The organism is Streptomyces apricus, assembly GCF_008369065.1.
GTDB classification, from domain to species: Bacteria; Actinomycetota; Actinomycetes; order Streptomycetales; family Streptomycetaceae; genus Streptomyces; species Streptomyces apricus.
Window position 1 is genome coordinate 1,320,719 of sequence record NZ_VDFC01000046.1, and the last position, 24,974, is coordinate 1,345,692.

The window sequence follows — 24,974 nt, forward strand, 5'->3', positions numbered from 1 at the left end:
TGAGGTCGGTCTGGTCGGGTGGGGGTGTAGCCCTTACCCTCGTGCCATGGTCCCCCAGGCCCGGAACTTCGCGTCGCGTCGCTATGTCGACCTGCGACGCCAGGGCACGGCCACCTGTCGCCGCCGCTGAGGCGGGCGGAACTCTCCGGCCCGCCGAGACGGACAGGACAGATGTCGGCCTCGTGCCGGACCGGCCCCCGAGGAAGTTCCCCATGCCCAGCTCCTCCCTCGCCCCCGTACGCCCACGTCCCCGCCCCGGTGCCGTCGACGGCGACCGCCGCAGGACCAGCGCCAGCGCCGTCCTGCGGTCGGTCCTCGACCACGGCCCGGTCGCCCGCAGCACCATCGCCCGTCTGACCGGCCTCTCCCCCGCGTCGGTCACCGACCACTGCGCCCGGCTCACCGGACTCGGTCTGCTCCGGGAGGTCCCCGAACCCCGGCCGCCGGCCGGGACCGGCCGCGTCGGCCGCCCGCACGTCCCCGTCGACCTGGACGGCTCCCGCTTCGTGGTCGGCGGCGTCCACGTGGCGGTGCCGTACACCACGGTCGCCCTCCTGGACCTGCGCGGCCGGGTCGTCGCCGAGCGCCGGCTGGACCACCGCGGCGCCGTCGTGGAGCCCGCCCGGGTCCTCGCCGACGCCGCGGCCGGCCTGCGGGCGCTCCTGGCCCGCCACCGGACCCGTACGCCGCTCGCCGTGGGCGTCGCGGCCGGCGGCTGGGTCGACCGGGACTCCGGGAGCGTCGTGGAGCATCCGCTCCTGGGCTGGCGCGACGTGCCGGTGCGCGAACCGCTGCGCGCGCACACCGGTCTGCCGGTCCACGTGGACGGCCACGCACGGGCGCTGGTCAACGGGGAGCGGCTCTTCGGGGCGGCGGCCCGCGGCAGCCTGAGCGTGCTGCACCTCTTCGCCGGCAACGTCGTCGACGCGGCCTTCGCCACCCACGACGAGGTCCACCACGGTCCCCGTTCGCAGGCCGGGTCGATCGCCCACCTGCCCCTCGCGGGCGGCACCGAGCCCTGCGACTGCGGCCGGACCGGGTGCCTGCAGGCCGAGCTCAGCGAGCGGACGCTGTGCCGGCGGGCCCGGGAGGCGGGGGTCGTGCACACCGCGAACCCCCTGCACGTGCTGGCCGCCGCGGCCGGCGGCGACGCGGACGCCGTCCGTCTGCTGCTGCACCGCTCCCGGATGACCGGCCGGGCGGTCGGGCTGCTGCTCGACGTCCTCAACCCGGACACGGTGGTCGTCACCGAGGTGGGCTCGATCCACCGGGAGGACTGCCTCGCCGCACTGCGCGAGGAGGTCGGGACCGACCGGGCGGCGGCCGTCGTGCCGACCAGTTTTCCGGACTCGGTCCTGGCCGTCGCGGGCGGCTCGGTGGCCCTGGACGTGCTCTACCGGGATCCGCTCGGCATGTCGCCGCAGGGGTTCCCGGCCCCGTCACCGGCACCGATTTAATTCAGAAAATCCGAATGTTGACAGGCTCTCCACCGGGCCAGGAGCATCGTGTCCATGAGCTGCCGCACCTTCTGTTGTTGACACACCGGAGCGCCGACACGACGTCGACGCGCTGACGATCCGTCCGCGTCCGTCGGTCACCTCCCGCCGCGCTCCGGGCCCGTGTCCGCCTCTCCTCCGCTCGCTTGCTCGCTCTCCCCCGTTCTCTCCGCCTTCCGGCTTCTCCGGCTTGTTCGGCTTGTCCGGATTCTTCCGCTTCTTCGGCGTGCCCTCTTTGCGGGCCGTCGCGGTGCTCCGCCGTGCCCCGCCCCATGACATCAGGGAGTCCTCCCATGCCACCTCTGTCCGCGTCCGGAGCCGACCGGCGGCTCTTCCTCTCCTCCCTGCTCGGCGTCGCCGCCGCTGCCGGGCTCAGCGGCTGCGCGGGCAGCAGCGCCGCCGACAGCGGGAGCAAGGGGGCCGCGAACGCCCCGCTGTCCGGCAAGGTCCCCGCGGGGACGAGCCTGAAGATCTCCTCGTACCAGGGCGTCCAGCAGCTGCAGTTCAAGCTCGCGGGGCTGACCGACCTGCCGTTCGAGGTCTCCTCCTGGGCGAACATCGGCGCCGGGCCCGACGTCATCAACGCCTTCCGCGCCAAGTCCCTGGACGTCGCCAACAACGCGGGCATCCCGCCCATCCAGGCGCACTACCAGGGCTTCGACGCGAAGATCGTCGCCATCAACCTCACCCGCAGGCCCAACTACCTCTTCGCCACCAAGCCGGGCAGCGACATCCGGTCGGTGAAGGACTTCGCGGGCCGGAAGCTGGCCTTCTCCCAGGGACAGGCCCAGGGCGTCGTCCTGCTGCGGGCGCTCAAGCAGGCCGGGCTGGCGTACGACGACGTGGAGCTGGTGCCGCTGACCAGCAACCAGTTCCTCACCGCGCTGCAGGCGGGGCAGGTGGACATCGCGCCGCTCGCCAACCAGCAGTCCCCCGCCTACCTCAAGCAGTACGGGTCCAAGGGCGCCCGCACCATCCCGACCGACGTGGTGGACCTCCTCAGCCTGCTGTGGGCGCCCACCTCCGTGCTGGCCGACCGGGCGAAGGCCGCCGCCGTCGCCGCGTACATCCCGCGCTGGGCCAAGGGCCAGGTGTGGGCGTACGAGCACCCCGACGAATGGAACAGGGAGTTCTACGTCGGCACCCAGAACCTGAGCCTCGCCCAGGCCGAGTCGATCACCGAACTCGCCAACAAGCCGCTGTTCCCGCCCCGTTGGGACGAGGCCGTGCAGTGGGAGCAGGAGACCGCCGACCTGCTGGCGGAGGGCGGCTTCGTGAAGGAGTTCGAGGTCGATCAGCTCTTCGACCGCCGCTTCGAGGGCATCGCGGCGAAAGCCGTCCCCGCCGAGTACCGGAGGTGAGCGCCGTGTCCAGCGCCGCGACCACCACCACCGTCGGCCCGGAGACCGCCGCGGACGCCGCGGACGCTGCGAACACCGCGGACGCCGCCGACATCGGTGACGCCGCGGTCGCCGAGGGCACCGGGAGCTCCACCGCCGTCCGGCCGGCCCGGCGCGGCCGGCGGCGCCGCGGGCTCGCCCTCGGCAAGCGGCTGCCCGCGTCCCGGCTGATCGGTCCCGCCCTGTTCTTCGCGCTGTGGGCCGCCGCCTCCGCCGCCGGGCGGCTGGACCCGAACGCGATCCCCGCGCCCTGGACGGTCCTGAGCACCATGGGGCGGCTGTGGAGCGACGGCACGCTGCCCACGGACGTCCTCACCTCGCTGCAACGCGCCGGCTCCGGGTTCGCCCTCGGGCTGACCGCGGGGGTGGCCCTGGCGCTGGTGTCCGGGCTCAGCCGCGTCGGCGAGGCGCTGGTCGACGGGACGGTCCAGCTCAACCGGGCGATCCCGACCCTCGGCCTGATCCCGCTGTTCATCCTCTGGCTGGGCATCGGCGAGACCTTCAAGGTCGCGATCATCGCCATCGTCGTCTACATCCCGATCTACCTGAACCTGTACTCCGCGCTGTCCGGCATCGACCACCGGTTCGTCGAACTCGCCGAGGTCCAGGGGCTGTCGAGGTTCCGGTTCGTCCGGGAGATCGTGATCCCCGGCGCGCTGCCCGGCTTCTTCGTGGGACTGCGGCTCGGCGTCACCGGCTCCTGGCTCGGCCTGGTGGTGCTGGAGCAGATCAACGCCACCAGCGGGCTCGGCTACATGATGTTCCAGGCCCAGAACTACGGCCAGACGGATGTGATCCTCGTCGGCCTGCTGATCTACGGCGTCTTCGGCCTGGTCTCCGACAGCGCGGTCCGCATCGTCGAACGGAGGGTGCTGTCATGGCGACGCACACTGAACAGCTGACGCACACCGGGCGGCCGGCGCCCGCCGGACGAGCGCCGTCGCAGGCGGCGCCCGCCGTCCGGCTCCGGGGGCTGACCCGCTCCTTCGACGGCCGGACCGTCCTGGACGGCGTCGACCTGGACCTGCCGGCCGGACAGCTCACGGCCCTGCTCGGGCACAGCGGCTCCGGCAAGAGCACCCTGCTGCGCGCCGTCGCGGGCCTGGACCACGAGGTCGCCGGCAGCGGCACGCTGAGCGCCCCGGACCGGGTGTCCGTGGTCTTCCAGGACTCCCGGCTGCTGCCCTGGCGCCGCGTCCTCGACAACGTCCTGCTCGGCACCGACGGCAAGGACGCGGTGGAGCGGGGCCGCGCCGCCCTCGCCGAGGTGGGGCTCGCCGGCCGCGAACGGGCCTGGCCCAACGAGCTGTCCGGCGGGGAGGCCCAGCGGGCGGCACTGGCCCGCTCCCTGGTCCGGGAGCCCGAACTGCTGCTGGCCGACGAGCCGTTCGGCGCCCTGGACGCGCTCACCCGGATCAGGATGCACGGCCTGCTGCGCGAGCTGTGGCAGCGCCACCGGCCCTCGGTCCTGCTGGTCACGCACGACGTGGACGAGGCGATCGTGCTGGCCGACCGGGTGCTGGTGCTCGACGGCGGGCGGATCGGCCTCGACCTGACCGTCGACCGCCCGCACCCGCGCTCGTACCGCGATCCGCTGCTGGGCGAGTACCGCGAACGGCTGCTGGCCGCGCTCGGCGTGACGGAGGACCGCACGGACCACGATCCGGCACCGACACCGACACCGACGCCGGTGTCGGTGTCGGCACAGGCACCGGCGTCGGCACTGACACCGGCGGTCGGCGGCCCCGCGGGCCAGGAAGCCCCCACGGACCAGGAGGACCGCCAGTGACGACCCGGCGCCTGCTGCACCTCAACGCCTTCCTCATGAACACCGGCCACCACGAGGCGTCCTGGCGGCTGCCGGAGAGCGACCCGTACGCCCACGTGGAGCTGGACCACTACGTCCACCTGGCCCGGATCGCCGAGCGCGGCACCTTCGACTCGCTCTTCCTCGCCGACGGGCCGCAGCTGTGGAGCAACCTCGCGCAGCGCCCGGCCGGCGCCCTGGAGCCGCTCACCCTGCTCACCGCGCTGGCGACGGCCACCGAGCACATCGGCCTCATCGCCACCGCCTCCACCTCGTACAACTCGCCCTACAACCTGGCCCGCAGGTTCGCCTCGCTGGACATCGTCAGCGGCGGCCGGGCGGGCTGGAACATCGTCACCACGGCGGGCGCCGAGGCGGCCCGCAACTTCGGCCTGGACGCGGAGCCCGCGCACGCCGAGCGGTACGCGCGGGCCGCGGAGTTCCTGGAGGTGGCGCTCAAGCTCTGGGACAGCTGGGAGGACGACGCGGTCGTCGCCGACAAGGCGGCCGGCGTCTGGGGCGACGACACGAAGATCCATCCGCCCCGCCACCGGGGCACGTACTTCAGCGTCGAGGGCGCCCTGAACGTGCCGCGCTCCCCGCAGGGCTACCCGCTGCTGGTGCAGGCGGGCTCCTCGCAGGACGGGAAGGCGTTCGCGGCGCGGTACGCGGAGGCGGTGTTCACCGCCCAGCAGACCCTGCGGGACGCGCAGGACTTCTACGTCGGCCTCAAGTCCCTCACGGCGGCGGCCGGCCGCGACCCGGAGCGCGTCAAGGTGCTGCCCGGCATCGTCCCGGTCATCGGCTCGACGGAGGCGGAGGCCCGCGCGCACGAGCAGGTCCTGGAGGACCACATCGTGTACGCGCACGGCGTGGACCGGCTGGAGAGACTGCTGCAACTGCCGCCGGGCACCCTGGAGCTGGACGGGCGGCTGCCGGCCGACCTGCCGCCGGAGAGCGCCGTCGAGGGCGCCAGGAGCCGGTACGCGCTCGTGGTGGAGCTCGCCCGGCGCGAACGGCTCACCGTGCGGCAGCTGATCGGCCGGCTCGGCGGCGGGCGCGGGCACCTCACCTTCACCGGGACGCCCGAGCAGGTCGCCGGCGCCGTCGAGGAGTGGTTCACGCACGGCGCCGCCGACGGCTTCAACATCATGCCCGCGGTCCTGCCGTCCGGCCTGGACGCCTTCGTCGACCACGTCGTCCCGATCCTGCGCGGTCGCGGGCTGCTGCGCGAGGAGTACGGCCCGCGGCAGACCCTGCGCGAGCGCTACGGCCTCCCGCGCCCCGCCAACCAGCACGTCTCCCCGGCACTCGCCCGCACCTGACCCGTACGCACCCGAGAGGAACCACCATGACCGGCATCGAGATCCGCAAGGTCACCGCGAGGATCGGCGCGCAGGTTTCCGGCGTCGACATCGGCAAACCGCTCGACGAGGGGACCGTCACCGCGCTGCGGGCCGCCCTGGACGAGCACAAGGCGCTGGTCTTCGACGACGTCGACCTGGACGACGAGGGCCAGCAGGCGTTCGCCCGGCACTTCGGCGACCTGACCACCGCCCATCCGACCGTGCCCGCCGTGGCGGGCGCCCCGAACGTGCTGCCCGTCGACAGCGAGCGCGGCCGGGCCGCCAACCACTGGCACACCGACGTCACGTTCGTCCTCAACCCGCCGCAGGCCAGCACCCTGCGCAGCATCACGCTGCCGCCGTACGGGGGCGAGACGCTGATCGCCAGCTCCGCCGCGGCCTACCGGAACCTGCCCGAGCCCCTGCGGCTGCTCGCGGACACGCTGTGGGCCGAGCACACCAACGACTACGACTACGCGGTGCCCGAGGAGGAGGTCGACGAGGTACAGGCCGCGCAGCGCGCCCAGTTCACGTCCATCACGTACCGCACCGTCCACCCCGTGGTCCGGGTGCACCCGCTGACCGGTGAGCGCGGGCTGTTCATCGGCGGGTTCGCCCAGCGGATCGTCGGCCTGTCGGCGACCGAGTCCCGCAAGGTCCTCGACCTGCTCCAGGCGTACGTGGTGCGCCCCGAGAACGTGCTGCGGCACCGCTGGTCGCCGAACCAGCTGGTGCTGTTCGACAACCGGATCACCCAGCACTACGCCGTCGACAACTACGACGGCCTGCCGCGCCGCCTGAACCGCGTGACGGTCGCGGGCGACGTCCCGGTGGGCATCGAGGGCAAGGAGAGCTACTCGATCACAGGCGATGCCTCGCACTACACACCGGTGGTGAGCGCCGCCGCGTGAACGGGAAAGCCCGCCGGGGAGCCTCCGGGTCCGTTCGGACCGGGGCTTTCCGGCGGGCTTGCGCGGGTGCCTACAGGTTGCTGAAGTCCGGGCCCTTCGTGCGGGTGCGCTTCAGTTCGTAGAAGCCCTCCACCGAGGCGACCAGGAGCGTGCCGTCCCAGAGCTTGGCGGCCTCCTCGCCCTTGGGGGCCGGGGTGACGACCGGGCCGAAGAAGGCGATCTGGCCGCCGTCGGCGCCGGGGACGGCGATGACGGGCGTGCCGACGTCCTGGCCGACCTTGTCGATGCCCTCCTTGTGCGAGGCGCGCAGCTCGGCGTCGAACTCGAAGTCCTCCTGGTCGGCGTAGTCGATCAGGTCGGCGGGCAGGCCGACCTCCTCCAGCGCGCCGGCGATCGCCTCCTTGGTCGGGCCGAGGCCGTCGTTGTGGATGCGGTTGCCGAGCGCGGTGTAGAGCGGGCCGAGGATGTCGTCGCCGTGCTTCTGCCAGGCGGCCGTCACCACGCGCACCGGCTGCCAGGCCGTGGTGGCCAGCATCTCGCGGTACTCCTCGGGCAGCTCGTCCAGCTTCGGCTCGTTCAGGACCGCGAGGCTCATGATGTGCCAGCGGACCTCGATGTCGCGGACCTTCTCCACCTCAAGGACCCAGCGGGAGGTCATCCACGCCCAGGGGCACAGCGGATCGAACCAGAAGTCGACGGGGGTCTTGGCGGAGGTCTGCTCGGACATGCTTCTCCTCGGTCGGGGGCTGTCGGGTGTCAGGAGCCCTGGGTACTGCTCCCAGCGTCAACGCGATCGGTCCGCCGTGCCATTCCCGGGTGTCCCGCGTCAGGGGCGCATGGCAGGATCGGTCCTGTTCACACGCAGGTGACCTGTACCCATGACGCCACGAAGGAGTGCCGACCGTGCCCGGTGAGAATCTGTCCCGCGACGAGGCCCGCGAGCGGGCGGCACTGCTGTCCGTCGAGGAGTACGAGGTGTCCCTGGACCTGCGCTCCGCGGTCGGCGGGACGGACACCGGGACCGGGCCGCGTACCTTCCGGTCGGTGACGACCATCCGGTTCCGCAGCTCCGAGCCGGGCGCCACGAGCTTCGCGGACCTGGTCGCGCCGGCCGTCACGGCCGTCTCGCTGAACGGCCGGGACCTCGACCCGGGCGCGGTCTTCGACGGCACGCGCATCCTCCTGGAGGACCTGGCCGAGGACAACGAGCTGGTGGTCGACGCGCAGTGCGCGTACAGCCGCACCGGCGAGGGCATGCATCGCTTCGTCGACCCGGAGGACGGCGAGGTCTACCTCTACACGCAGTACGAGCCGGCCGACGCCCGCCGCGTCTTCGCCAACTTCGAGCAGCCCGACCTCAAGGCGCCGTTCCGCTTCGAGGTGCGGGCCCCCGAGGGCTGGGTCGTGTGGAGCAACGGCGTGGGCGAGCTGACGGACGGGGTGTGGCGGTTCGCGGAGACCAAGCCGATCTCGACGTACATCACCGCGGTCGTCGCCGGTCCCTACCACTACGTGACCGACACCTACGAGCGCGTCCTGGACGACGGGACCCGGCTGGAGATCCCGCTCGGCGCGCTGTGCCGCAAGGGCCTGGCCCGGTACTTCGACGCCGACGACGTCTTCCTGGTGACCAAGCAGGGCCTGGACTTCTTCCACGAGCACTTCGACTACCCGTACCCCTTCGGCAAGTACGACCAGGCGTTCGTGCCCGAGTACAACCTCGGCGCGATGGAGAACCCGGGCTGCGTGACCTTCCGCGAGGAGTACATCTTCCGCGGCAACGTCACGCAGGCGTCGTACGAGCGCCGGGCGAACGTCATCCTGCACGAGATGGCCCACATGTGGTTCGGCGACCTGGTGACCATGGTGTGGTGGGACGACCTGTGGCTCAAGGAGTCCTTCGCGGACTTCATGGGCGCGTTCTCGCTGGTCGAGGCGACCCGCTTCACGAACGGCTGGGTCACCTTCGCCAACAACCGCAAGGCGTGGGCGTACCGCGCCGACCAGCTGCCCTCCACGCACCCGGTCACGGCCGACATCCGCGACCTGGAGGACGCCAAGCTCAACTTCGACGGGATCACGTACGCCAAGGGCGCCGCCGTCCTCAAGCAGCTGGTCGCCTACGCCGGACGGGACGCGTTCCTGGAGGGCGCCCGCCGCTACTTCAAGCGGCACGCGTACGGGAACACGCGCCTGGGCGACCTGCTGGCGGCGCTGGAGGAGACCAGCGGGCGCGACATGACGGCCTGGTCGCGGTCCTGGCTGCAGACGGCGGGCGTCAACTCCCTCACCCCGCAGGTGCTCCTCGACGAGGAGGGCCGCGTCGCCGAGCTGGCGGTGCTGCAGGAGGCCGCCGAGTCGCACCCCGAACTGCGGCCGCACCGGGTCGCGGTGGGTCTCTACCGGCGGGAGGGCGCGGATGGTCCGGACGGGGCCGCGGGCAGCGGTGCGCTCGTGCGGTACGCGCGCGCCGAGATCGACGTCGACGGGCCGCGCACGGTCGTCGGCGAGCTGGCCGGCGCCGACGCGCCCGAGCTGGTCCTCGTCAACGACGACGACCTCACGTACTGCAAGATCCGCTTCGACGAAGGGTCGCTGGACACGCTGCGCGCCCACCTCGGCGACCTCACCGACCCGCTGGCCCGCGCCCTGTGCTGGTCGGCGCTGTGGAACCTGACCCGGGACGCGCTCATGCCGGCGCGGGACTTCGTCGACCTGGTGCTGCGCTTCGCAGGCCGCGAGTCGGACATCGGCGTGCTGCAGACGCTGCACGCGTGGGCGAACTCCGCGCTCACCTTCTACGCGGCGCCCGGGTGGCGGGAGACCGGCGGGCGGCTGCTCGCCGAGGGCGCGCTGCGGGAGCTGCGGTCCGCCGCGCCCGGCAGCCAGCACCAGCTGACGTGGGCGCGGTTCCTCGCGGCGGTCGCCACCGGCGAGGGCGACCTCCGGCTGCTGTCGGGGCTGCTGGCGGGCACGGAGAAGATCGACGGCCTTGAGGTGGACCAGGAGCTGCGGTGGGCGTTCCTGGAGCCGCTCGCCGCGCACGGGGTGGCGGACGAGGACGCGCTCGCCGCGGAGCTCGCCCGCGACGACACCGCGTCCGGCAAGCGGCACCAGGTGCGGTGCCTGGCGGCCCGGCCGTCCGCGGCGGTCAAGGCGCAGGCGTGGGCCGCCGTGGTGGAGTCGGACGCGCTGTCCAACGCGCTGGTGGAGGCGACGATCTCCGGGTTCGCGCAGCCGTCGCACCGGGAGCTGTCCGCGCCGTACGCGTCGAAGTACTTCGACGCGATCGAGCGGGTGTGGGAGGAGCGGTCCATCCAGATCGGGATGGATGTGGTGCGGGGGCTGTTCCCGTCGCTGCAGGACTCCTCCGGGACGGTGGCGGCCGCCGATGCGTGGCTTGCCTCCCATGGGGAGGCTGCGCCTGCGCTTCGGAGGTTGGTGCTTGAGGCTCGGGACGATTTGGCTCGGGCGTTGCGGGGGCAGGCGTGTGACGGGGCTGCCGCCGGTTGAGTTTCGTGTGCGGGTGCGCTGTGGCTGGTCGCGCAGTTCCCCGCGCCCCTGAAAGCAAAAGATTGCGCCGTTCCCCGCACCCCTAATGGGGGACGGCGCGCTCGGTGTTGACGCCGGGGTTTTTCGGAACAGTTACCGAATGTGGGTAATCGGTGCCGTGTCCCCCTCTGGACCAGGGGGTTTCGGCACTTCGGGGGCTGGACTTTAGGACAGGGTTGTCCGGTTTTGACGACGGGCTTGTAACAGCGGTTAGCGGGGCGGCCGGGCGCGGCAGATTCGACGTCATGAACCACAACACCCCGCTCTCCCCCCGGCCCCTCCGTCACCTGGCCGACGTGCAGCAGCGTGTTCTGACCACCGCCCAGTTGCGGGCGCAGGGCGTGAGCGGCGCCGACGTCACCGCGCAGTGCCGGCCCGGCGGCTCCTGGCAGCAGCTCCTGCCGGGAGTCTTCCTGCTCCGTCCGGGCCCCGTGACCGCCGAGGAGCGGCTGCACGCGGTCCTGCTGTACGCGGCCCGCTCCTCCGCCACCGAGCCGGGCGTCCCCCTCCAGCCCGCGGGCCCCGGGCAGCGCCCCTCGCAGCGGTACGCCGAGGTGCTGGTCACCGGTCTCGCGGCGCTCGCCCTGCACGGCTTCCCGTCGGCTCCCCCGCCGGCGTCCCTGGACCGGGTCGACGTCCTCGTCCCGCGGCTGCGCCGGCTGCGCTCGACGGGTTGCGTCCGCATCCTCCGTACGCCCGCCCTGCCGGAGCCCGTGGAGATCGCCGGCGTCCCGGTGGCGCCCGTCCCGCGCGCGCTGGCCGACGCGGTCGCCGACCTCACGGACGCGGGGATCGTGCGCCGGCTGCTGACCGAGGCGGTGCGCGGCGGCCACTGCGAACCGGCGTCCGTCGTACGGGAGCTGGCGCAGGCCCGGCTGCTGAGCCGGCCGCACGTGGTGGACGCGGTCGACTCGCTGCTCGCCGAGGGGCGGGCCATCGCCGAGGACCGGCTCTACCGGATGGTCGCGGAGCACGGCCTGCCCGACCCGGTCTGGAACGTGGAGCTGCGGCTGCCCGGCGGACCGCCGCTCGGCGGGCTCGACGCGTACTGGCCCGACCACGCCGTCGCCCTCGAACTGGACACGCGGGCGCCCCGTCACGACGACGACGCGATGTGGTCCGAGTACGCGCGCAAGCGGGAGCACCTGGAGCGGCTCGGGATCACCGTCGTGCACGTCACGCCGAAGAAGTTGCGGGACTCGCTCGCGCAGCAGGCGACGGTGGTGCGGACGGCTCTGATGGCGTCCGGGGACCGCGAACCGGCCGCGTACGTCGTCGTGCTGCCCCGGTAGGGGTGGGCGCCGGGTCGTGTGTCGGGTGCGGGTGCGCTGTGGCTGGTCGCGCAGTTCCCCGCGCCCCTAAAAGCAAAAGATTGCGCCGTTCCCCGCGCCCCTTGCGGGCGGGCGCTCAGTTCTTCTTCAGGACGAGTTCCGTGTTGCGGTCCTGCGGGGAGCCGCTCAGGTCCGTGCGGGCGCCCGGGGCGTTGAAGGCCAGTTCCCGGTACAGGGCCGCCAGGCCCGTCTGGGAGAGGTCCTCGTAGTTCGTGCCGTGCGGGGCCGCGGACTCGATGAGCGTGGTGAACAGGGAGATCGTGCCGTCGTGGTTGTCGGCGATCTCGATCACTCGGGCGAGCTGCGGGAAGTCGACGTGGGAGGCGGTGGAGACCTCCCAGAAGGAGCGGCCGTCCGGGGCGGAGTGCGGGGTGACGGCGTTCTTGTGGCTGTGGCCGTTCACCCAGGCCAGCACCGGGCGGTGGGCGCCGAGCAGGGACAGGACCTCGTCACCGCCGTGCCGCCGCTCCCCGGGGTGCGCCGGGTCCTCGCGGAGGTTGCGCATGGTCCTGCTGGTGTGGTGGCTGAAGACGATGACGTGGTCCCCGTCCCTCCCGGCCGTCTTCAGCGTGCGCTCCAGCCACCGCAGTTGCGCGGTGCCGAGCGAGCCCTCGTAGTGGCCGCCCGGGTCGGTGGTGTCGAGGCTGATCCCGAGCAGGCCGTCGGCGATCCGGAACGTGTAGTACTGGGTGCCGGCGTCGAGGTTGGCCTGTGAGTAGCCGTGCCCGACGGGACCCGCGCCCGCGTGGGCCGGGTCGAGGTGCGCCCGCAGGTACTCGGCGGGCGTGAAGGGGGCGCGGGCCTCGTCCGGGGTGACCGGGCGCAGGGCGCGGCCCTGGGACCTGAGCATCTCCTTGAAGCCGGCGCCCTTGGGGTCGCCGCCCTTCTTCACGTTCTTCCACAGGGCGGTGCCGACCGACTCGTCGAGCGTCATCAGCTTCCTGCCGCCGACGGCGAACTCGGCGAAGAAGGAGTCGCCGGGCGCGTAGCAGCCGCCGGGCAGGGAGTCGTGGTTGCCGACCGTGGAGTACCAGGGCAGGTCGAGGCCGGGGCTGCGCAGTTCGCGGATCGCGGCGGCGAGGAAGCCCTCGATGCGCGGGAAGCCGAGCTGCTTGTCGGCGTCGCGCAGGGCCGCCTCGGGCTGCCAGTACAGCTTGAGGTCGCTGTTCTGGACGCCCTCGTAGCGCGCCGGGTCGCCGGAGTTCGGGGTGATGCGGCCGCCGCTCATCACCTTCAGGAACCAGTCCAGTTCCGTCCTGGCGTTGTTGTCGGTGTTGTCGCCGGTGGTCATCACGAAGTGCAGCGGGGAGCCGGTGGCGGGGGCGCCGCGCAGCGCGTTGACCCGCTCGACGAGCGAGACCGCGCCGGCCACCGACAGGGACTCCTGGGGGCGCCAGGCGCTGGCGGTCTGGGCGCGCAGGTACTCGTACCGCAGCGGGTGCTGCACGTCGACCAGGTGCAGGTCGGTGAACTGCACGAACGCGGCGAGCGCGGTGCGCCGTGCGGCCCGGCCGTCCTTCGGGGCGGCGAGGTCGCCGCGCACGACGCGCGGCCAGGCGGGCCCGTCGCCGAGCCGCCGGTACCCGGACCCCGGGCGCGCGGTCGCGAGCGTCGAGAGGGTGGTGCCCCGGGTGTACGGGGCCAGGGGTGCGGCCGGCGCCCGGCGGGAGACGGCGACGGGCCGGCCCTGCGCGGTGGTGGCGGCGGTTCCGGCGGCGGCCTCGCCGGTGCCCGGCCGCAGTGCGAGGCCGATGCCCGCGGAGAGGGACACCGCCCCGGTGGCGGCCAGGAAGGCGCGGCGGTCGTGGGCGGCGGTGGCGACAGAGCGTATGCGCGACATGGCGCGGTCTCCCCGGGTGCGGACGCTTCGGCAGAGGTCGCGGGCGGCTCGCTCGCACGAACTTCCCGCTCCTACTGGATGCTTGGCACCGGGGATGGCCTGCGCGTTAACTGGGCGGCAACGGGCAGCGCAGTTCACCGTACGTGGATCTTGCACTACCCTGCGCGTCCACCGGACCCTCCTCGAACGGAGGTGAACCGGTCACTCCATGTTCATCTGACGGGGTAGGGGGTGGGTTTCGCCGTCCGTTCCGAGGGCCGGGTCTCAGGCGTCCGCGGGGTGTTCCGGGATGCCCGTCACGCGGCCGGCCGCGGGGCGTTCGCGCCAGAGCGTGAGCCCCACGTCGACGAGTCCCACGCGTTCCAGCGCGGGCACCGCGTCGAGCGGGTGCCAGGCCGCCATGTCGGTGGAGCCGCCGGTCTCGTGGCGCAGTTCGCCGCCGGTGACGCGGGCCTCGTAGACGATGCGCAGGGCGTGGAAGTCGGTGCCGCCGAAGCGGCGCGGACGGGCCCGCCGGTTGGAGTGGACGCCGAGCAGGGCGAGGGGTTCGACCGTGTACCCGGTCTCCTCCTCGGCCTCCCGGACGACGGTGGCGTACGGGTCCTCGCCGTGGTCCATGCCGCCGCCCGGCAGGGTCCAGCGCCGGCTGCCGTCCCTCGCCACCCAGCGCGCGAGGAGTATCCGCCCGTCCCGCACGCATACGGCGTAGGCCGCCACCCGCAACTGCTTGTGCATGGCGGCACGGTACGTCAGGGGCGTCCGGCCGTACCGGTTTGGCCCGAGATCGACCGCATGACGTATGGCGGAATTACGCCATGAACACTTCACGACCCGGTCACCTCTCCCCAAACGTCCGTCTCGTGGGTAAAGCTGAGCGGTCTTCCGGGTTCACATTCCGGACTGACGCGATCGATTCGATGTCGATCCGATCGTGAACGGACTTTTCCTTTACCTCCAAGGATGCTGATGACCCTCCACTCTCAGCGCGCTCCGATCAGCGGCGCGAGACGTGCGGCACGCATAGCCGTCGCCGCCGGCCTCGTGGCCGCCCTCTCCGCGGCCGGCCCGATACCCATGGCCCTCGCCGCGGACGACCCGGGCACCCCCGCCGCCGACGCGCCGGTCAAGTCCGCGGGCGGCAAGCTCGGTTCGGCCGACGCCGACCTCCTCGCCGAGGCGCAGGCGGCCGGCGACAAGAACGTCACGATGATGATCGCCACCGCTCCCGGGCGGACCGAGCAGGTCGCGGGGCAGCTGGACGCGGTCAAGGGCGGCTCCGTGGGCCGCACCTACGACAAGCTCGGCTACGTCCGCGCCACCGTCCCGACCGCCAGGGCCGAAGCGGCCATCGCGGCGGCCGCCAAGCTCTCCTCCGTGCACGGCATCGACCTGCGCCAGGAGATCGCGCTGGACGACCCGACCCCGTCGGGCGACCGGGCCGAGGGTGCGAGGAAGAGCCCGACCGCCGGCACCTACCCGGCGCCGGGGAAGAACACCCCCGCCGAGAACCCGTACAACCCGTCCTTCGAGACGGGCGCCGTCGACTTCGTGGAGGACAACCCGAAGGCGGACGGCCGCGGCATCACCATCGGCATCCTCGACTCCGGCGTCGACGTGGCGCACCCCGCGCTGCAGAAGACCACCACCGGCGAGCGCAAGATCGTCGACTGGGTCACGGCGACCGACCCGCTGGTCGACGGCGACGCCACCTGGCGCGCCATGACCAACGCCCGCTCGGGCCCCGCCTTCACCTTCGACGGCGAGAGCTGGAAGGCCCCGGCCGGGAACTTCGCGGTCAGCCGCTTCCGCGAGTCCGCGTCCACCGGCGGCGACGCCAACGGCGACCTCAACCGCGACGGCGACACCACCGACAGCTGGGGCGTGCTCTACGACGCCGCCGCCGGCACCGTGCGCGTGGACCTGAACGACAACAACGACTTCACCGACGACACCCCGATGAAGCCGTACAAGGACCGCTACCAGATCGGCTACTTCGGCACCGACGACCCGGCGACGGCCGTCGCCGAACGCGTGCCGTTCGTCGTGGAGATCCGCAAGGACGTCCCGATGGACCCGCTGGGCGGCACCTGGGTCGGCAAGAAGTCCGACTTCGTCAACATCGGCATCATCGAGTCCGAGCACGGCACGCACGTCGCCGGCATCACGGCCGCCCACAAGCTGTTCGGCGGCAAGATGAACGGCGCGGCGCCCGGCGCCAAGCTCGTCTCCTCGCGCGCCTGCACCTGGAGCGGCGGCTGCACCAACGTCGCGCTCACCGAGGGCATGATCGACCTCGTCGCCAACCGCGGCGTGGACATCGTGAACATGTCCATCGGCGGCCTGCCCGCGCTCAACGACGGCAACAACGCGCGCGCCGAGCTCTACACGCGTCTCATCGACACCTACGGCGTGCAGCTGGTCATCTCGGCCGGCAACTCCGGACCCGGCGCCAACACCATCGGCGACCCCGGCCTCGCCGACAAGGTCATCTCGGTCGGCGCGTCCATCTCCAAGCAGACCTGGGCCGCCAACTACGGCTCGGCGGTGGAGAAGAAGTACGCGATGATGCCCTTCTCCTCGCGCGGCCCGCGTGAGGACGGCGGCTTCACGCCGACCCTGACCGCGCCCGGCGCGGCCATCAACACCACGCAGACCTGGTTCCCCGGCGGCCCGGTCGCCGAGGCGGGCTACTCCCTGCCGCCCGGCTACTCGATGCTGCAGGGCACCTCGATGGCGTCCCCGCAGGCCGCGGGCGCCTCCGCGCTGCTGCTGAGCGCCGCGAAGCAGAAGCACATCGACCTGACGCCCGCGAAGCTGCGCACCGCGCTCACCTCGACCGCCGACCACATCAGCGGCACGCAGGCGTACGCCGAGGGCGCGGGCCTCATCGACATCGAGGACGCCTGGAAGTCGATCCGCCGCGGCGCCACCGCCCACGAGTACACCGTGAAGGCCCCGGTCGACACCGCGATCGACTTCGCGCTCAAGACCCCGGGCTTCGGCACCGGCCTCTACGACCGCGAGGGCGGCCTCAAGGCCGGGCAGAAGAAGACGTACGACGTCACCGTGACCCGTACGACCGGCGCGGACCGCGCGGTCCGGCACGAGCTGCACCTGGCCAACAACCGGGACAAGACCTTCCGGATCGTCGGCAAGGACGAGGTGTCGCTGCCGCTGAACAAGCCGGTGACGGTGAAGGTCGAGGCCAGGCCCGAGAACGCCGGGCTGAGCAGCGCCGTCCTGGAGGTCGACGACCCGCGCACCGAGGGTGTCGACAAGCAGGTCCTGACCACCGTGGTCGTCTCCGCCCCGCTGGCCGCGGCGCAGAAGTACGCCTACTCCGCGTCCGGCACGGTGCAGCGCAACTCCAGCACCTCGTACTACGTGACCGTCCCCGAGGGCGCCAAGAACCTCGAGGTCGCGATCGGCGGGCTGAAGGCCGGCAGCCAGACCCGGTTCATCGCCATCCACCCGTACGGCGTCCCGGTGGACAACACGTCCACGCCGTACTGCTACAACAACTACCTCGACGGCAACGGCTGCCGCCCCGACCTGCGCTCCTACAGCGACCCGCAGCCGGGCGTCTGGGAGATCGAGGTCGAGTCCCGCCGTACGTCGCCGCTGCTGGACAACCCGTACAAGCTGGGCGTCGAGGTGCTGGGCGCCGAGTTCGACCCGGCGGTCGTGACCGTCCCCGAGGCCAAGGTCGGTACGCCGACGCCGGCCTCCTGGAAGGTGACGAACAAGCTCGCCGCGGTCAACGGCTCGCTCAAGGGCGGCCCGCTCGGCTCCTCCAAGAGCACGCGGCCGAGCATCGCCGAGGGCGCCACGGACACCGTCACGGTGGACGTGCCCGCGGGCGCCGAGTCGCTCGACGTGTCCATCGGCAACGTCTCGGACGCCGCCGCCGACCTGGACCTGGCCGTCTACGACGCGCAGGGCAACGAGGTCGGTTCGTCCGCGGACGGCGACTCCGAGGAGGCCGTCTCGGTCCCGTCGCCCGCGGCCGGCACGTACACCGTGCAGGTCATCGGCTACGCGGTCCCGGCCGGGACCACCGCGTACGACTACCTGGACGTGTACTTCGCGCCCTCGCTCGGGCAGATCGAGGTCGACGCGACGCCCGTGAAGCTCGCCACCGGGGCGTCCACGTCGGTCACCGCGAAGGTCGTCGCGAACGCGGCGCCGCCGGAGGGCCGCACGTTCTTCGGGCGCGTGCAGCTCGTGAACGCCCGCGGCACCGCGGCCGGCACCGGCAACGTCCTGATCGAGAAGGTCGTGCCGTAACCGGAGGGCAGTGAGGAGGGCGGGCGTCCGGGGCACCGGGCGCCCGCCCTTTCCGTTCCGGCTCCGTACGGCCCGGTCCGGTTCCGTCCGGCTCCGTTCAGCCGCGGCCCTCCTCCGGGTCCGGGCACGTCATGCCGCGGGCCCCCGGGAGGGCTTGGAGGATGTCGCGGCGGGCGTCGGCGACCCCCGGGCCGGTCTCCCAGTCCGTCCGGTCCTGCGCGTGCACGGGCACCCGTACCAGGGTGTACGTGCCGGGCCCCAGGTCCTCCCGCGCGCTCTCCGGCAGGGTGACGGTGATCGTCGGGTGGTCCGTCGCCGGCCGCTCGGGGCGGTAGGAGCGCTTCACCTCAAGCACGACCCGCACGTTCCCGCCGCCCGCGGACGCGATGCTCCGTACGGTGCCCTCGACGAGGACCTTCGAGCACGCCAGGTGCGTCTCCCGTCCGGCGTCGAGGTCGGCGCTGCTCTCCTGCTGCGAGCCCGCCGCGCTCTTGCCGGAGGCCGCGTCGTCGCCGCCGCTCCCCTGCACACCGAGCCACACCAGCCCGCCGAGCAGTGCCGTGCCCCCCGTGAGGACGAGGGCGCCCGCGGCCGCCCTCGCGTAGTGCCGGTAGCGGCCCGGGCGGCGGGGTCCGGCGGGTTTCGGCCGTCCGGGCGGTCCCGGCGGCGGGGACGTGCGCGAGGCCCGGGGCACCGCTTCGGGCGCGCGCGGGCCCGCGGGCGGCTCCTCCCCCGCCGCCAGGGCGTCGCCCATGAGCCGCAGCTGGTCCCTGAGCAGGGCGACGTCCGCGACCGCCGCGCGGTGCTCCGCCAGGAACGCGGCGTCCTGCCGGGCCCCCTCGGGGAGCGGCTCGTCCGTGAGCGCGGCCAGCAGCGCGTCGACACCGTCGTACTCGGCTCCTTCGTACCCGGACACGTCACACCACCTCGTCCTCGTGCAGGCGGGTGCGCAGTGCGCGGACCGCCGTGTGCAGCCTGCTCTTGACCGTGCCCTCCGGGATGCCGAGCTCCTCGGCGATGCCGCGCACGGGCAGGTCGGCGTAGAAGCGCAGCACGAGGATCTGCCGCTGGGCGTCGGGCAGCTCGTCCAGGCCCCGGGCCACGGCGAGGGAGAGCACCTTCGTGTCCTCGCCGGAGACGTCCGCGGTGTGCTCCGCGGGCCGCAGCGAGGCGAGGCGCTCGCCGATCCGCTCCTGCCGGCGCCTGGCCCGGTGCCAGTCCACGGCCAGGTTCGAGGCGACGACCGCCGCCCACGCCGACACGTCACGCGGTGCCTCGGCCCCGCTCGCCGCCCGTTCCAGGAGCCGCAGCCGGACCTGCTGCACCCCGTCCGGCAGGTCCGCCTGCGGCACCCCTCCGAGCGCGAGCACGGCTCGCACCCGGCGTTCCTGGGCCGCGTCCAGGGGGTCGTCGAGCGGCCCCCCGGCCGCCTCCCCGCTCCCCTGGACGCGGCGGGCTTTTCTGCGCAGCACAGCCACCCCTCCCCTCGCCGCGTTTCCCCTAGGACGCCGGGGGCGTGCAAAACGTTCGGCGGACTCGGGCCCGACTTCGGCCCGGCTCCGGTGGAGGCGTACGTCACACCGTCTCAGTGCGCGGGCAATGGATTGGACACACGAGCCGGTGGGGGACGCATGATGGGAGGGTCGGCCCGCACTGGCCACGCAACCAGCATGAACAGGCAGAAGGAGTCGCTGTGAAGGTAGGAATCGTCGGAGCCACCGGTCAGGTCGGCACGGTCATGCTGAGGATCCTCGCCGAGCGCGACTTCCCGGTGGAGACCCTGCGGCTGTTCGCCTCGGCCCGTTCGGCCGGTTCGACGATCGACTACAAGGGCGAGCCGGTCACCGTGGAGGACGCCTCCACCGCCGACTACACCGGCCTCGACATCGTGCTGTTCTCCGCGGGCGGCGCCACGTCCAGGGCCCTCGCCGAGAAGGTCGCCGCCCAGGGCGCGGTCGTGATCGACAACTCCTCGGCCTGGCGCAAGGACCCCGAGGTCCCGCTGGTCGTCTCCGAGGTCAACCCGCACGCCGTGGCGGACCGGCCCAAGGGGATCATCGCCAACCCGAACTGCACCACGATGGCCGCGATGCCCGTGCTCAAGCCCCTCCACGAGGAGGCGGGCCTGGAGGCCCTGGTCGTCGCCACCTACCAGGCGGTCTCCGGCTCCGGGCTGGCCGGGGTCGCCGAGCTGCACGGCCAGGCGCAGAAGGTCGTCGCCGACGCGGACAAGCTGACGCACGACGGCTCGGCGGTCGACTTCCCCGAGCCGGGCGTCTACCAGCAGCCCATCGCCTTCAACGTCCTGCCGCTGGCCGGCTCCATCGTCGACGACGGTCTGCACGAGACCGACGAGGAGCAGAAGCTGCGCAACGAGTCCCGCAAGATCCTGGAGATCCCGGAGCTCAAGGTCTCCGGCACCTGTGTGCGTGTCCCGGTCTTCTCGGGCCACTCGCTGCAGGTCAACGCGCGGTTCGCGCGGCCGCTGAGCGTGGAGCGTGCCACCGAGCTGCTGGGCGGCGCGCCGGGGGTCGTCCTCTCGGACGTCCCGACCCCGCTGCAGGCCGCCGGGCAGGACCCGTCCTTCGTGGGCCGCATCCGCGCCGACGAAACGGTGGAGCACGGGCTGGCGCTGTTCGTCTCCAGCGACAACCTGCGCAAGGGGGCTGCGCTGAATGCGGTGCAGGTTGCGGAGCTGGTTGCGGCGGAGCTCAGCGCTGGTCCTGCCGTCTGACGGACCACCGGGTCGGGTGTCGGGTGCGGCCCGGTGGGGGCCGTTCGCGCAGTTCCCCGCGCCCCTTTTCAGGGGCGCGGGGAACTGCGCAATCTTTTAGGCCTTGGCGAGCTTCTTGGTGACGTCGGCCGTGTCCTTGGCCGGCGGGGCCTCGACGTTCGCCTCGGTGCCGAAGTCCGTGAACTTGAGGGTCGTGGTGCTGGTGACCTTCTGCGGGGCCAGCGTGAGCTCGATGGTCTCCTGGCGCAGGCGGCCCTCGTCGTCGAGCCACATCTCCAGCGGCAGCGTCGAGGTGCCCAGCTGCTTCTCCAGCTGGTCGGCCTTGGCCTGATCCCCCTTGGCCAGGTCCTTCACGGCGACCTTGACGCGGTAGTGCGTGGTGCGGGTGCCGTCGATCGTCTCCGTGCCGACCTTCGTGACGTCTCGGTCGGTCACGCCCTCGGTGAACCCGAAGGACTCGGCGGGGTCGTTGACCTGTCCGCCCGAGCCGTTCAGCTTCGCCGGGTCGATCTTCATCCAGGTCTTGCCGTCGGGCAGGCCGAGCCGGGCGCGCTGCCCGGCGGGCGCCTTCTGGTAGACGACGCCGTCCAGGATCCGCTGCTCGATCTTCTGGCCCTGGGCCGTCATCGTCATCGTGCTGTCGCCGTCCTCCAGGTCCATCACCCCCGTGCCGCGCACCGTCGCGGTCTTGCCGTCGGCGGTCGCCTCGGAGACGAGGCTCATCCTCGCCGATTCCGCGGAGGTCGTCTTGCGGTGGGCGGCCCGCACCACCTGGGACTCGGACGCACCTTGGGTCGAGGACGCCCCCTTTGCCCCGCCCTTCGTCTTCCCGTCGCCGCCGTCCCCGCCGTCGGAACAGCCGGCCACCCCCGCGGTGAGCACCAGCACGGTCGCGACTCCCAGGACACGCTTCGCTGCCATCAGGACGTTCCCCCACAACTCGGTTCATAGCCGGTCCACTTGACTCGGAACCGGGTGCCCCGTGCGGCACGTCCCACTCCCGCTGTACGCATCCGGGCAGGTTCCGTCCGGTATCCAGCGCGGTCAGGAGCGGTGCCGCGGCGCGCGGGAGACCGGCGGGAAACGGACATCGCACTGCGGGACCCGCCGTGGAAGGATGACGCAACCCACACATAACGAGGAGATGACCGCGTGCCTGGCACAAACCTCACCCGCGAAGAGGCGCAGCAGCGGGCGAAGCTGTTCACCGTTGACTCGTACGAGATCGACCTCGATCTCTCCGGCGCGCAGGAGGGCGGCACCTACCGGTCCGTGACCACGGTGCGCTTCGACGCGGCCGAGGGCGGTGTCGGGTCCTTCATCGACCTGGTGGCCCCGGCCGTCCACGAGGTCGTCCTCAACGGCGACGCCCTCGATCCCGCGGAGGTCTTCCAGGACTCCCGGATCGCGCTCGCGGACGTCCTGGAGGGCCGCAACGTCCTGCGGGTCGTGGCCGACTGCGCGTACACCAACACCGGTGAGGGCCTGCACCGCTTCGTCGACCCGGTCGACCAGCAGGCGTACCTCTACACGCAGTTCGAGGTGCCGGACGCCCGCCGGGTCTTCGCGAGCTTCGAGCAGCCCGACCTGAAGGCGACCTTCCAGTTCACCGTGAAGGCGCCCCACGGCTGGACCGTCGTCTCCAACTCGCCGACGCCGGAGCCCAAGGACGACGTCTGGGAGTTCGAGCCGACGCCCCGCATCTCCTCGTACATCACGGCGCTGATCGTCGGCCCGTACCACTCGGTGCACAGCGTCTACGAGAAGGACGGGCAGAGCGTGCCGCTGGGCATCTACTGCCGGCCCTCGCTCGCCGAGTTCCTCGACTCGGACGCCATCTTCGAAGTCACCCGGCAGGGCTTCGCCTGGTTCCAGGAGAAGTTCGACTACGCGTACCCGTTCGAGAAGTACGACCAGCTGTTCGTGCCGGAGTTCAACGCGGGCGCGATGGAGAACGCGGGCGCGGTGACCATCCGCGACCAGTACGTCTTCCGGTCGAAGGTGACGGACGCCGCGTACGAGGTGCGGGCGGAGACCATCCTGCACGAGCTGGCCCACATGTGGTTCGGCGACCTCGTGACGATGGAGTGGTGGAACGACCTCTGGCTCAACGAGTCCTTCGCGACCTACACCTCCATCGCCTGCCAGGCCTACGCCCCCGGCTCGCGCTGGCCGCACTCCTGGACCACCTTCGCCAACTCCATGAAGACGTGGGCGTACCGGCAGGACCAGCTGCCGTCCACGCACCCGATCATGGCGGAGATCAACGACCTCGACGACGTGCTCGTCAACTTCGACGGCATCACGTACGCCAAGGGCGCCAGCGTCCTCAAGCAGCTCGTCGCGTACGTCGGCGAGGACGAGTTCTTCCGGGGCGTGCAGGCGTATTTCAAGGCGCACGCGTTCGGCAACACGCGCCTGTCCGACCTGCTCGGCGCGCTGGAGGAGACCAGCGGGCGCGACCTGGGCACCTGGTCGCAGAAGTGGCTGCAGACCGCGGGCATCAACGTCCTGCGCCCGGAGATCGAGACGGACGCGCACGGCGTCATCACCTCCTTCGCGATCCGCCAGGAGGCCCCGGCCCTGCCCGCGGGCGCGAAGGGCGAGCCGACGCTGCGCCCGCACCGCATCGCGGTCGGCCTCTACGACCTGGACGACGCCGCGGGCGGCAGCGGCAAGCTGGTGCGCGGGGACCGCGTCGAGCTGGACGTGGACGGCGAACTGACCGAGGTCGCCGAGCTGGTGGGCAAGCGGCGCCCCGCCGTGATCCTGCTCAACGACGACGACCTGTCGTACGCGAAGGTACGTCTCGACGAGCAGTCCCTCGCCTTCGTCACCGAGCACCTCGGCGACTTCGAGGCGTCCCTGCCGCGCGCCCTGTGCTGGGCCTCGGCCTGGGACATGACCCGCGACGCCGAGCTGGCCACCCGCGACTACCTCTCGCTGGTGCTGTCGGGCATCGGCAAGGAGTCGGACATCGGCGTCGTGCAGTCGCTGCAGCGGCAGGTGAAGACGGCCGTCGAGCTGTACGCCGACCCGAACGCCCGCGAGGCGCTGCTGACCCGCTGGACGGACGCCACGCTGGCCCACCTGCGCTCCTCCGAGGCGGGCGGCGACCACCAGCTGGCCTGGGCGCGCGCCTTCGCGGCGACCGCCCGCACCCCTGAGCAGCTGGACCTCCTGGAGGGCCTGCTGGACGGCCGGGAGACCATCGAGGGCCTGGCCGTGGACACCGAGCTGCGCTGGGCGTTCGTGCAGCGGCTCGCGGCGGTGGGGCGCTTCGACGAGGCCGAGATCGCGGGCGAGTACGAGCGCGACAGGACGGCCGCCGGTGAGCGCCACGCGGCGAGCGCCCGGGCCGCCCGGCCCACCGCGGAGGCGAAGGCGGAGGCCTGGGCCTCGGTCGTCGAGTCCGACAAGCTGCCGAACGCGATCCAGGAGGCCGTGATCGGCGGCTTCGTCCAGTTCGGCCAGCGCGAACTGCTCGCCCCGTACACGGACAAGTACTTCGCGGAGGTCAAGGGCGTCTGGGACGCGCGCTCGCACGAGATGGCCCAGCAGATCGTGGTCGGTCTCTACCCGTCGGTCCAGGTCGACGCGGAGACCCTGGCGAAGACGGACGCGTGGCTGGCCTCGGCCGAGCCGGCCCCGGCGCTGCGCCGGCTGATCTCGGAGTCCCGCTCCGGGGTCGAGCGCGCACTGAAGGCACAGGCGGCGGACACGGCGGCGGGCGCGTAGCCGTACCGGTCGTGCACCCGCGAACGGCACGTACACCGCATGGGCGGGTACGTGCCGTTCGCGGTTCCGTGCGGGTTCGGTGGGGGCTTGTCGCGCAGTTCCCCGCGCCCCTAGGGGACGCGCCCCTGCGGGACGCCGGAGGGCACCGTCCTTGCGCACGTGCGCAAGGACGGTGCCCTCGGTGAGACTTTCGGGGAGGGGGTCAGGCGCCGGCGTGCACCTGGTCCTTGCCCTCCATCTTGCCCTGGCCCCTGCCTCCCGGCTTGAGCTTCGGCTCGCGGTCGGTCGACCGGTCGAGCACCCAGACCAGACCTGCGATCAGCAGGAACAGCCCGATCGGCGCCACGACGTAGAGGCCCAGCGTCTCGATGACGCTCAGCTTCTGCGCGGGGTCGTCGCCGTCGTCGCGCGTCAGCGCGAGCGCGGGGGACGACATCATCAGCATCATCAGCGTCGTACCGGCAGCCAGGGCGCCGGCGCGCAGGGCGTTCTTCTTGTCCACGGTGCAAACGTAGCGAACTCCTCTCACGGC

Annotated in this window: 18 protein-coding genes; 11 read left to right on the forward strand and 7 right to left on the reverse strand. The window is 72.4% G+C overall.

Annotation, left to right across the window (positions count from 1 at the left end; all coding sequences use genetic code 11):
- Window positions 1-212 precede the first annotated feature (212 nt).
- The 6 genes from FGF04_RS26085 (at window position 213) to FGF04_RS26110 (ending at window position 6,960) form a co-directional block, all read left to right on the forward strand.
- Window positions 213-1,457, forward strand: coding sequence for an ROK family transcriptional regulator (locus FGF04_RS26085; RefSeq protein ID WP_149513667.1), 1,245 nt, complete (start codon window positions 213-215; stop codon window positions 1,455-1,457).
- 332 nt (window positions 1,458-1,789) lie between these two features.
- Window positions 1,790-2,857: an ABC transporter substrate-binding protein gene (locus FGF04_RS26090; protein ID WP_149513668.1), complete on the forward strand. Its 1,068-nt coding sequence runs from the start codon at window positions 1,790-1,792 to the stop codon at window positions 2,855-2,857.
- A gap of 5 nt (window positions 2,858-2,862) precedes the next feature.
- Window positions 2,863-3,798: an ABC transporter permease gene (locus FGF04_RS26095; protein ID WP_408055660.1), complete on the forward strand. Its 936-nt coding sequence runs from the start codon at window positions 2,863-2,865 to the stop codon at window positions 3,796-3,798.
- The gene (locus FGF04_RS26100) at window positions 3,774-4,685 is read left to right on the forward strand and encodes an ABC transporter ATP-binding protein (RefSeq protein WP_235882491.1); all 912 of its coding nucleotides are present in this window, start codon (window positions 3,774-3,776) and stop codon (window positions 4,683-4,685) included. Before FGF04_RS26095 ends, FGF04_RS26100 begins: the two co-directional genes overlap by 25 nt.
- A 35-nt stretch (window positions 4,686-4,720) precedes the next feature.
- The gene (locus FGF04_RS26105) at window positions 4,721-6,028 is read left to right on the forward strand and encodes an LLM class flavin-dependent oxidoreductase (RefSeq protein ID WP_149513865.1); all 1,308 of its coding nucleotides are present in this window, start codon (window positions 4,721-4,723) and stop codon (window positions 6,026-6,028) included.
- A gap of 26 nt (window positions 6,029-6,054) precedes the next feature.
- Window positions 6,055-6,960 carry a TauD/TfdA dioxygenase family protein gene (locus FGF04_RS26110; RefSeq protein WP_149513670.1) on the forward strand — a complete coding sequence of 302 codons (906 nt, stop codon included), beginning with the start codon at window positions 6,055-6,057 and terminating at the stop codon, window positions 6,958-6,960.
- Window positions 6,961-7,030: 70 nt separating this feature from the next.
- Here FGF04_RS26110 and FGF04_RS26115 read toward each other — a convergent pair whose 3' ends face one another.
- On the reverse strand, window positions 7,031-7,687 hold the full coding sequence (locus FGF04_RS26115) for a mycothiol-dependent nitroreductase Rv2466c family protein (protein WP_149513671.1): 657 nt from the start codon (window positions 7,685-7,687) through the stop codon (window positions 7,031-7,033).
- A gap of 176 nt (window positions 7,688-7,863) precedes the next feature.
- Here FGF04_RS26115 and pepN (FGF04_RS26120) point away from each other — a divergent pair, with 176 nt between their 5' ends.
- Complete coding sequence (pepN, locus tag FGF04_RS26120) at window positions 7,864-10,473, forward strand: aminopeptidase N (RefSeq protein WP_149513672.1); 2,610 nt, start codon at window positions 7,864-7,866, stop codon at window positions 10,471-10,473.
- A gap of 284 nt (window positions 10,474-10,757) precedes the next feature.
- Entirely contained in the window at window positions 10,758-11,804 is a 1,047-nt protein-coding gene (locus FGF04_RS26125; protein ID WP_149513673.1) for a hypothetical protein, read from the forward strand.
- A 115-nt stretch (window positions 11,805-11,919) separates the two neighbouring features.
- Here the strand turns inward: FGF04_RS26125 and FGF04_RS26130 are convergent, their stop codons facing one another.
- Complete coding sequence (locus tag FGF04_RS26130; protein ID WP_149513674.1) at window positions 11,920-13,683, reverse strand: TIGR03767 family metallophosphoesterase; 1,764 nt, start codon at window positions 13,681-13,683, stop codon at window positions 11,920-11,922.
- Between the two features lie 264 nt (window positions 13,684-13,947).
- A complete protein-coding gene (locus tag FGF04_RS26135; RefSeq protein WP_149513675.1) occupies window positions 13,948-14,418 on the reverse strand; it encodes an NUDIX hydrolase in 471 nt (156 codons plus the stop codon).
- Window positions 14,419-14,649: 231 nt separating this feature from the next.
- Between FGF04_RS26135 and FGF04_RS26140 the strand changes: the two genes are divergently transcribed.
- Entirely contained in the window at window positions 14,650-17,970 is a 3,321-nt protein-coding gene (locus FGF04_RS26140; protein WP_149513676.1) for a S8 family serine peptidase, read from the forward strand.
- Between the two features lie 97 nt (window positions 17,971-18,067).
- On the opposite strand, the gene FGF04_RS26145 is transcribed toward FGF04_RS26140, so the two are convergent.
- Window positions 18,068-18,886: a hypothetical protein gene (locus FGF04_RS26145; protein ID WP_149513677.1), complete on the reverse strand. Its 819-nt coding sequence runs from the start codon at window positions 18,884-18,886 to the stop codon at window positions 18,068-18,070.
- A gap of 1 nt (window position 18,887) precedes the next feature.
- A complete protein-coding gene (locus FGF04_RS26150; protein WP_188114228.1) occupies window positions 18,888-19,448 on the reverse strand; it encodes an RNA polymerase sigma factor in 561 nt (186 codons plus the stop codon).
- A 215-nt stretch (window positions 19,449-19,663) separates the two neighbouring features.
- On the opposite strand from FGF04_RS26150, the gene FGF04_RS26155 reads away from it, so the two are divergent.
- Window positions 19,664-20,704, forward strand: a complete 1,041-nt coding sequence (locus FGF04_RS26155) for an aspartate-semialdehyde dehydrogenase (RefSeq protein WP_149513679.1) — start codon at window positions 19,664-19,666, stop codon at window positions 20,702-20,704.
- A gap of 96 nt (window positions 20,705-20,800) precedes the next feature.
- Here FGF04_RS26155 and FGF04_RS26160 read toward each other — a convergent pair whose 3' ends face one another.
- The gene (locus FGF04_RS26160) at window positions 20,801-21,625 is read right to left on the reverse strand and encodes a DUF7537 family lipoprotein (RefSeq protein WP_149513680.1); all 825 of its coding nucleotides are present in this window, start codon (window positions 21,623-21,625) and stop codon (window positions 20,801-20,803) included.
- Between the two features lie 231 nt (window positions 21,626-21,856).
- Here FGF04_RS26160 and pepN (FGF04_RS26165) point away from each other — a divergent pair, with 231 nt between their 5' ends.
- Window positions 21,857-24,442, forward strand: a complete 2,586-nt coding sequence (gene pepN, locus FGF04_RS26165; protein ID WP_149513681.1) for an aminopeptidase N — start codon at window positions 21,857-21,859, stop codon at window positions 24,440-24,442.
- A 202-nt stretch (window positions 24,443-24,644) separates the two neighbouring features.
- Here the strand turns inward: pepN (FGF04_RS26165) and FGF04_RS26170 are convergent, their stop codons facing one another.
- Window positions 24,645-24,944: a hypothetical protein gene (locus FGF04_RS26170; RefSeq protein ID WP_149513682.1), complete on the reverse strand. Its 300-nt coding sequence runs from the start codon at window positions 24,942-24,944 to the stop codon at window positions 24,645-24,647.
- Window positions 24,945-24,974: the final 30 nt, after the last annotated feature.

What these genes read in the sequence shown, in the direction of transcription:
- FGF04_RS26110 (WP_149513670.1), top strand. Translation starts at nt 6,055, where the DNA reads ATGACCGGCATCGAGATCCGCAAGGTCACCGCGAGGATCGGCGCGCAG.
- FGF04_RS26085 (WP_149513667.1), top strand. Translation starts at nt 213, where the DNA reads ATGCCCAGCTCCTCCCTCGCCCCCGTACGCCCACGTCCCCGCCCCGGT.
- FGF04_RS26100 (WP_235882491.1), top strand. Translation starts at nt 3,774, where the DNA reads ATGGCGACGCACACTGAACAGCTGACGCACACCGGGCGGCCGGCGCCC.
- FGF04_RS26125 (WP_149513673.1), top strand. Translation starts at nt 10,758, where the DNA reads ATGAACCACAACACCCCGCTCTCCCCCCGGCCCCTCCGTCACCTGGCC.
- FGF04_RS26140 (WP_149513676.1), top strand. Translation starts at nt 14,650, where the DNA reads ATGACCCTCCACTCTCAGCGCGCTCCGATCAGCGGCGCGAGACGTGCG.
- FGF04_RS26130 (WP_149513674.1), bottom strand. Translation starts at nt 13,683, where the DNA reads ATGTCGCGCATACGCTCTGTCGCCACCGCCGCCCACGACCGCCGCGCC.
- FGF04_RS26160 (WP_149513680.1), bottom strand. Translation starts at nt 21,625, where the DNA reads ATGGCAGCGAAGCGTGTCCTGGGAGTCGCGACCGTGCTGGTGCTCACC.
- FGF04_RS26090 (WP_149513668.1), top strand. Translation starts at nt 1,790, where the DNA reads ATGCCACCTCTGTCCGCGTCCGGAGCCGACCGGCGGCTCTTCCTCTCC.
- FGF04_RS26115 (WP_149513671.1), bottom strand. Translation starts at nt 7,687, where the DNA reads ATGTCCGAGCAGACCTCCGCCAAGACCCCCGTCGACTTCTGGTTCGAT.
- FGF04_RS26105 (WP_149513865.1), top strand. Translation starts at nt 4,721, where the DNA reads ATGAACACCGGCCACCACGAGGCGTCCTGGCGGCTGCCGGAGAGCGAC.
- FGF04_RS26135 (WP_149513675.1), bottom strand. Translation starts at nt 14,418, where the DNA reads ATGCACAAGCAGTTGCGGGTGGCGGCCTACGCCGTATGCGTGCGGGAC.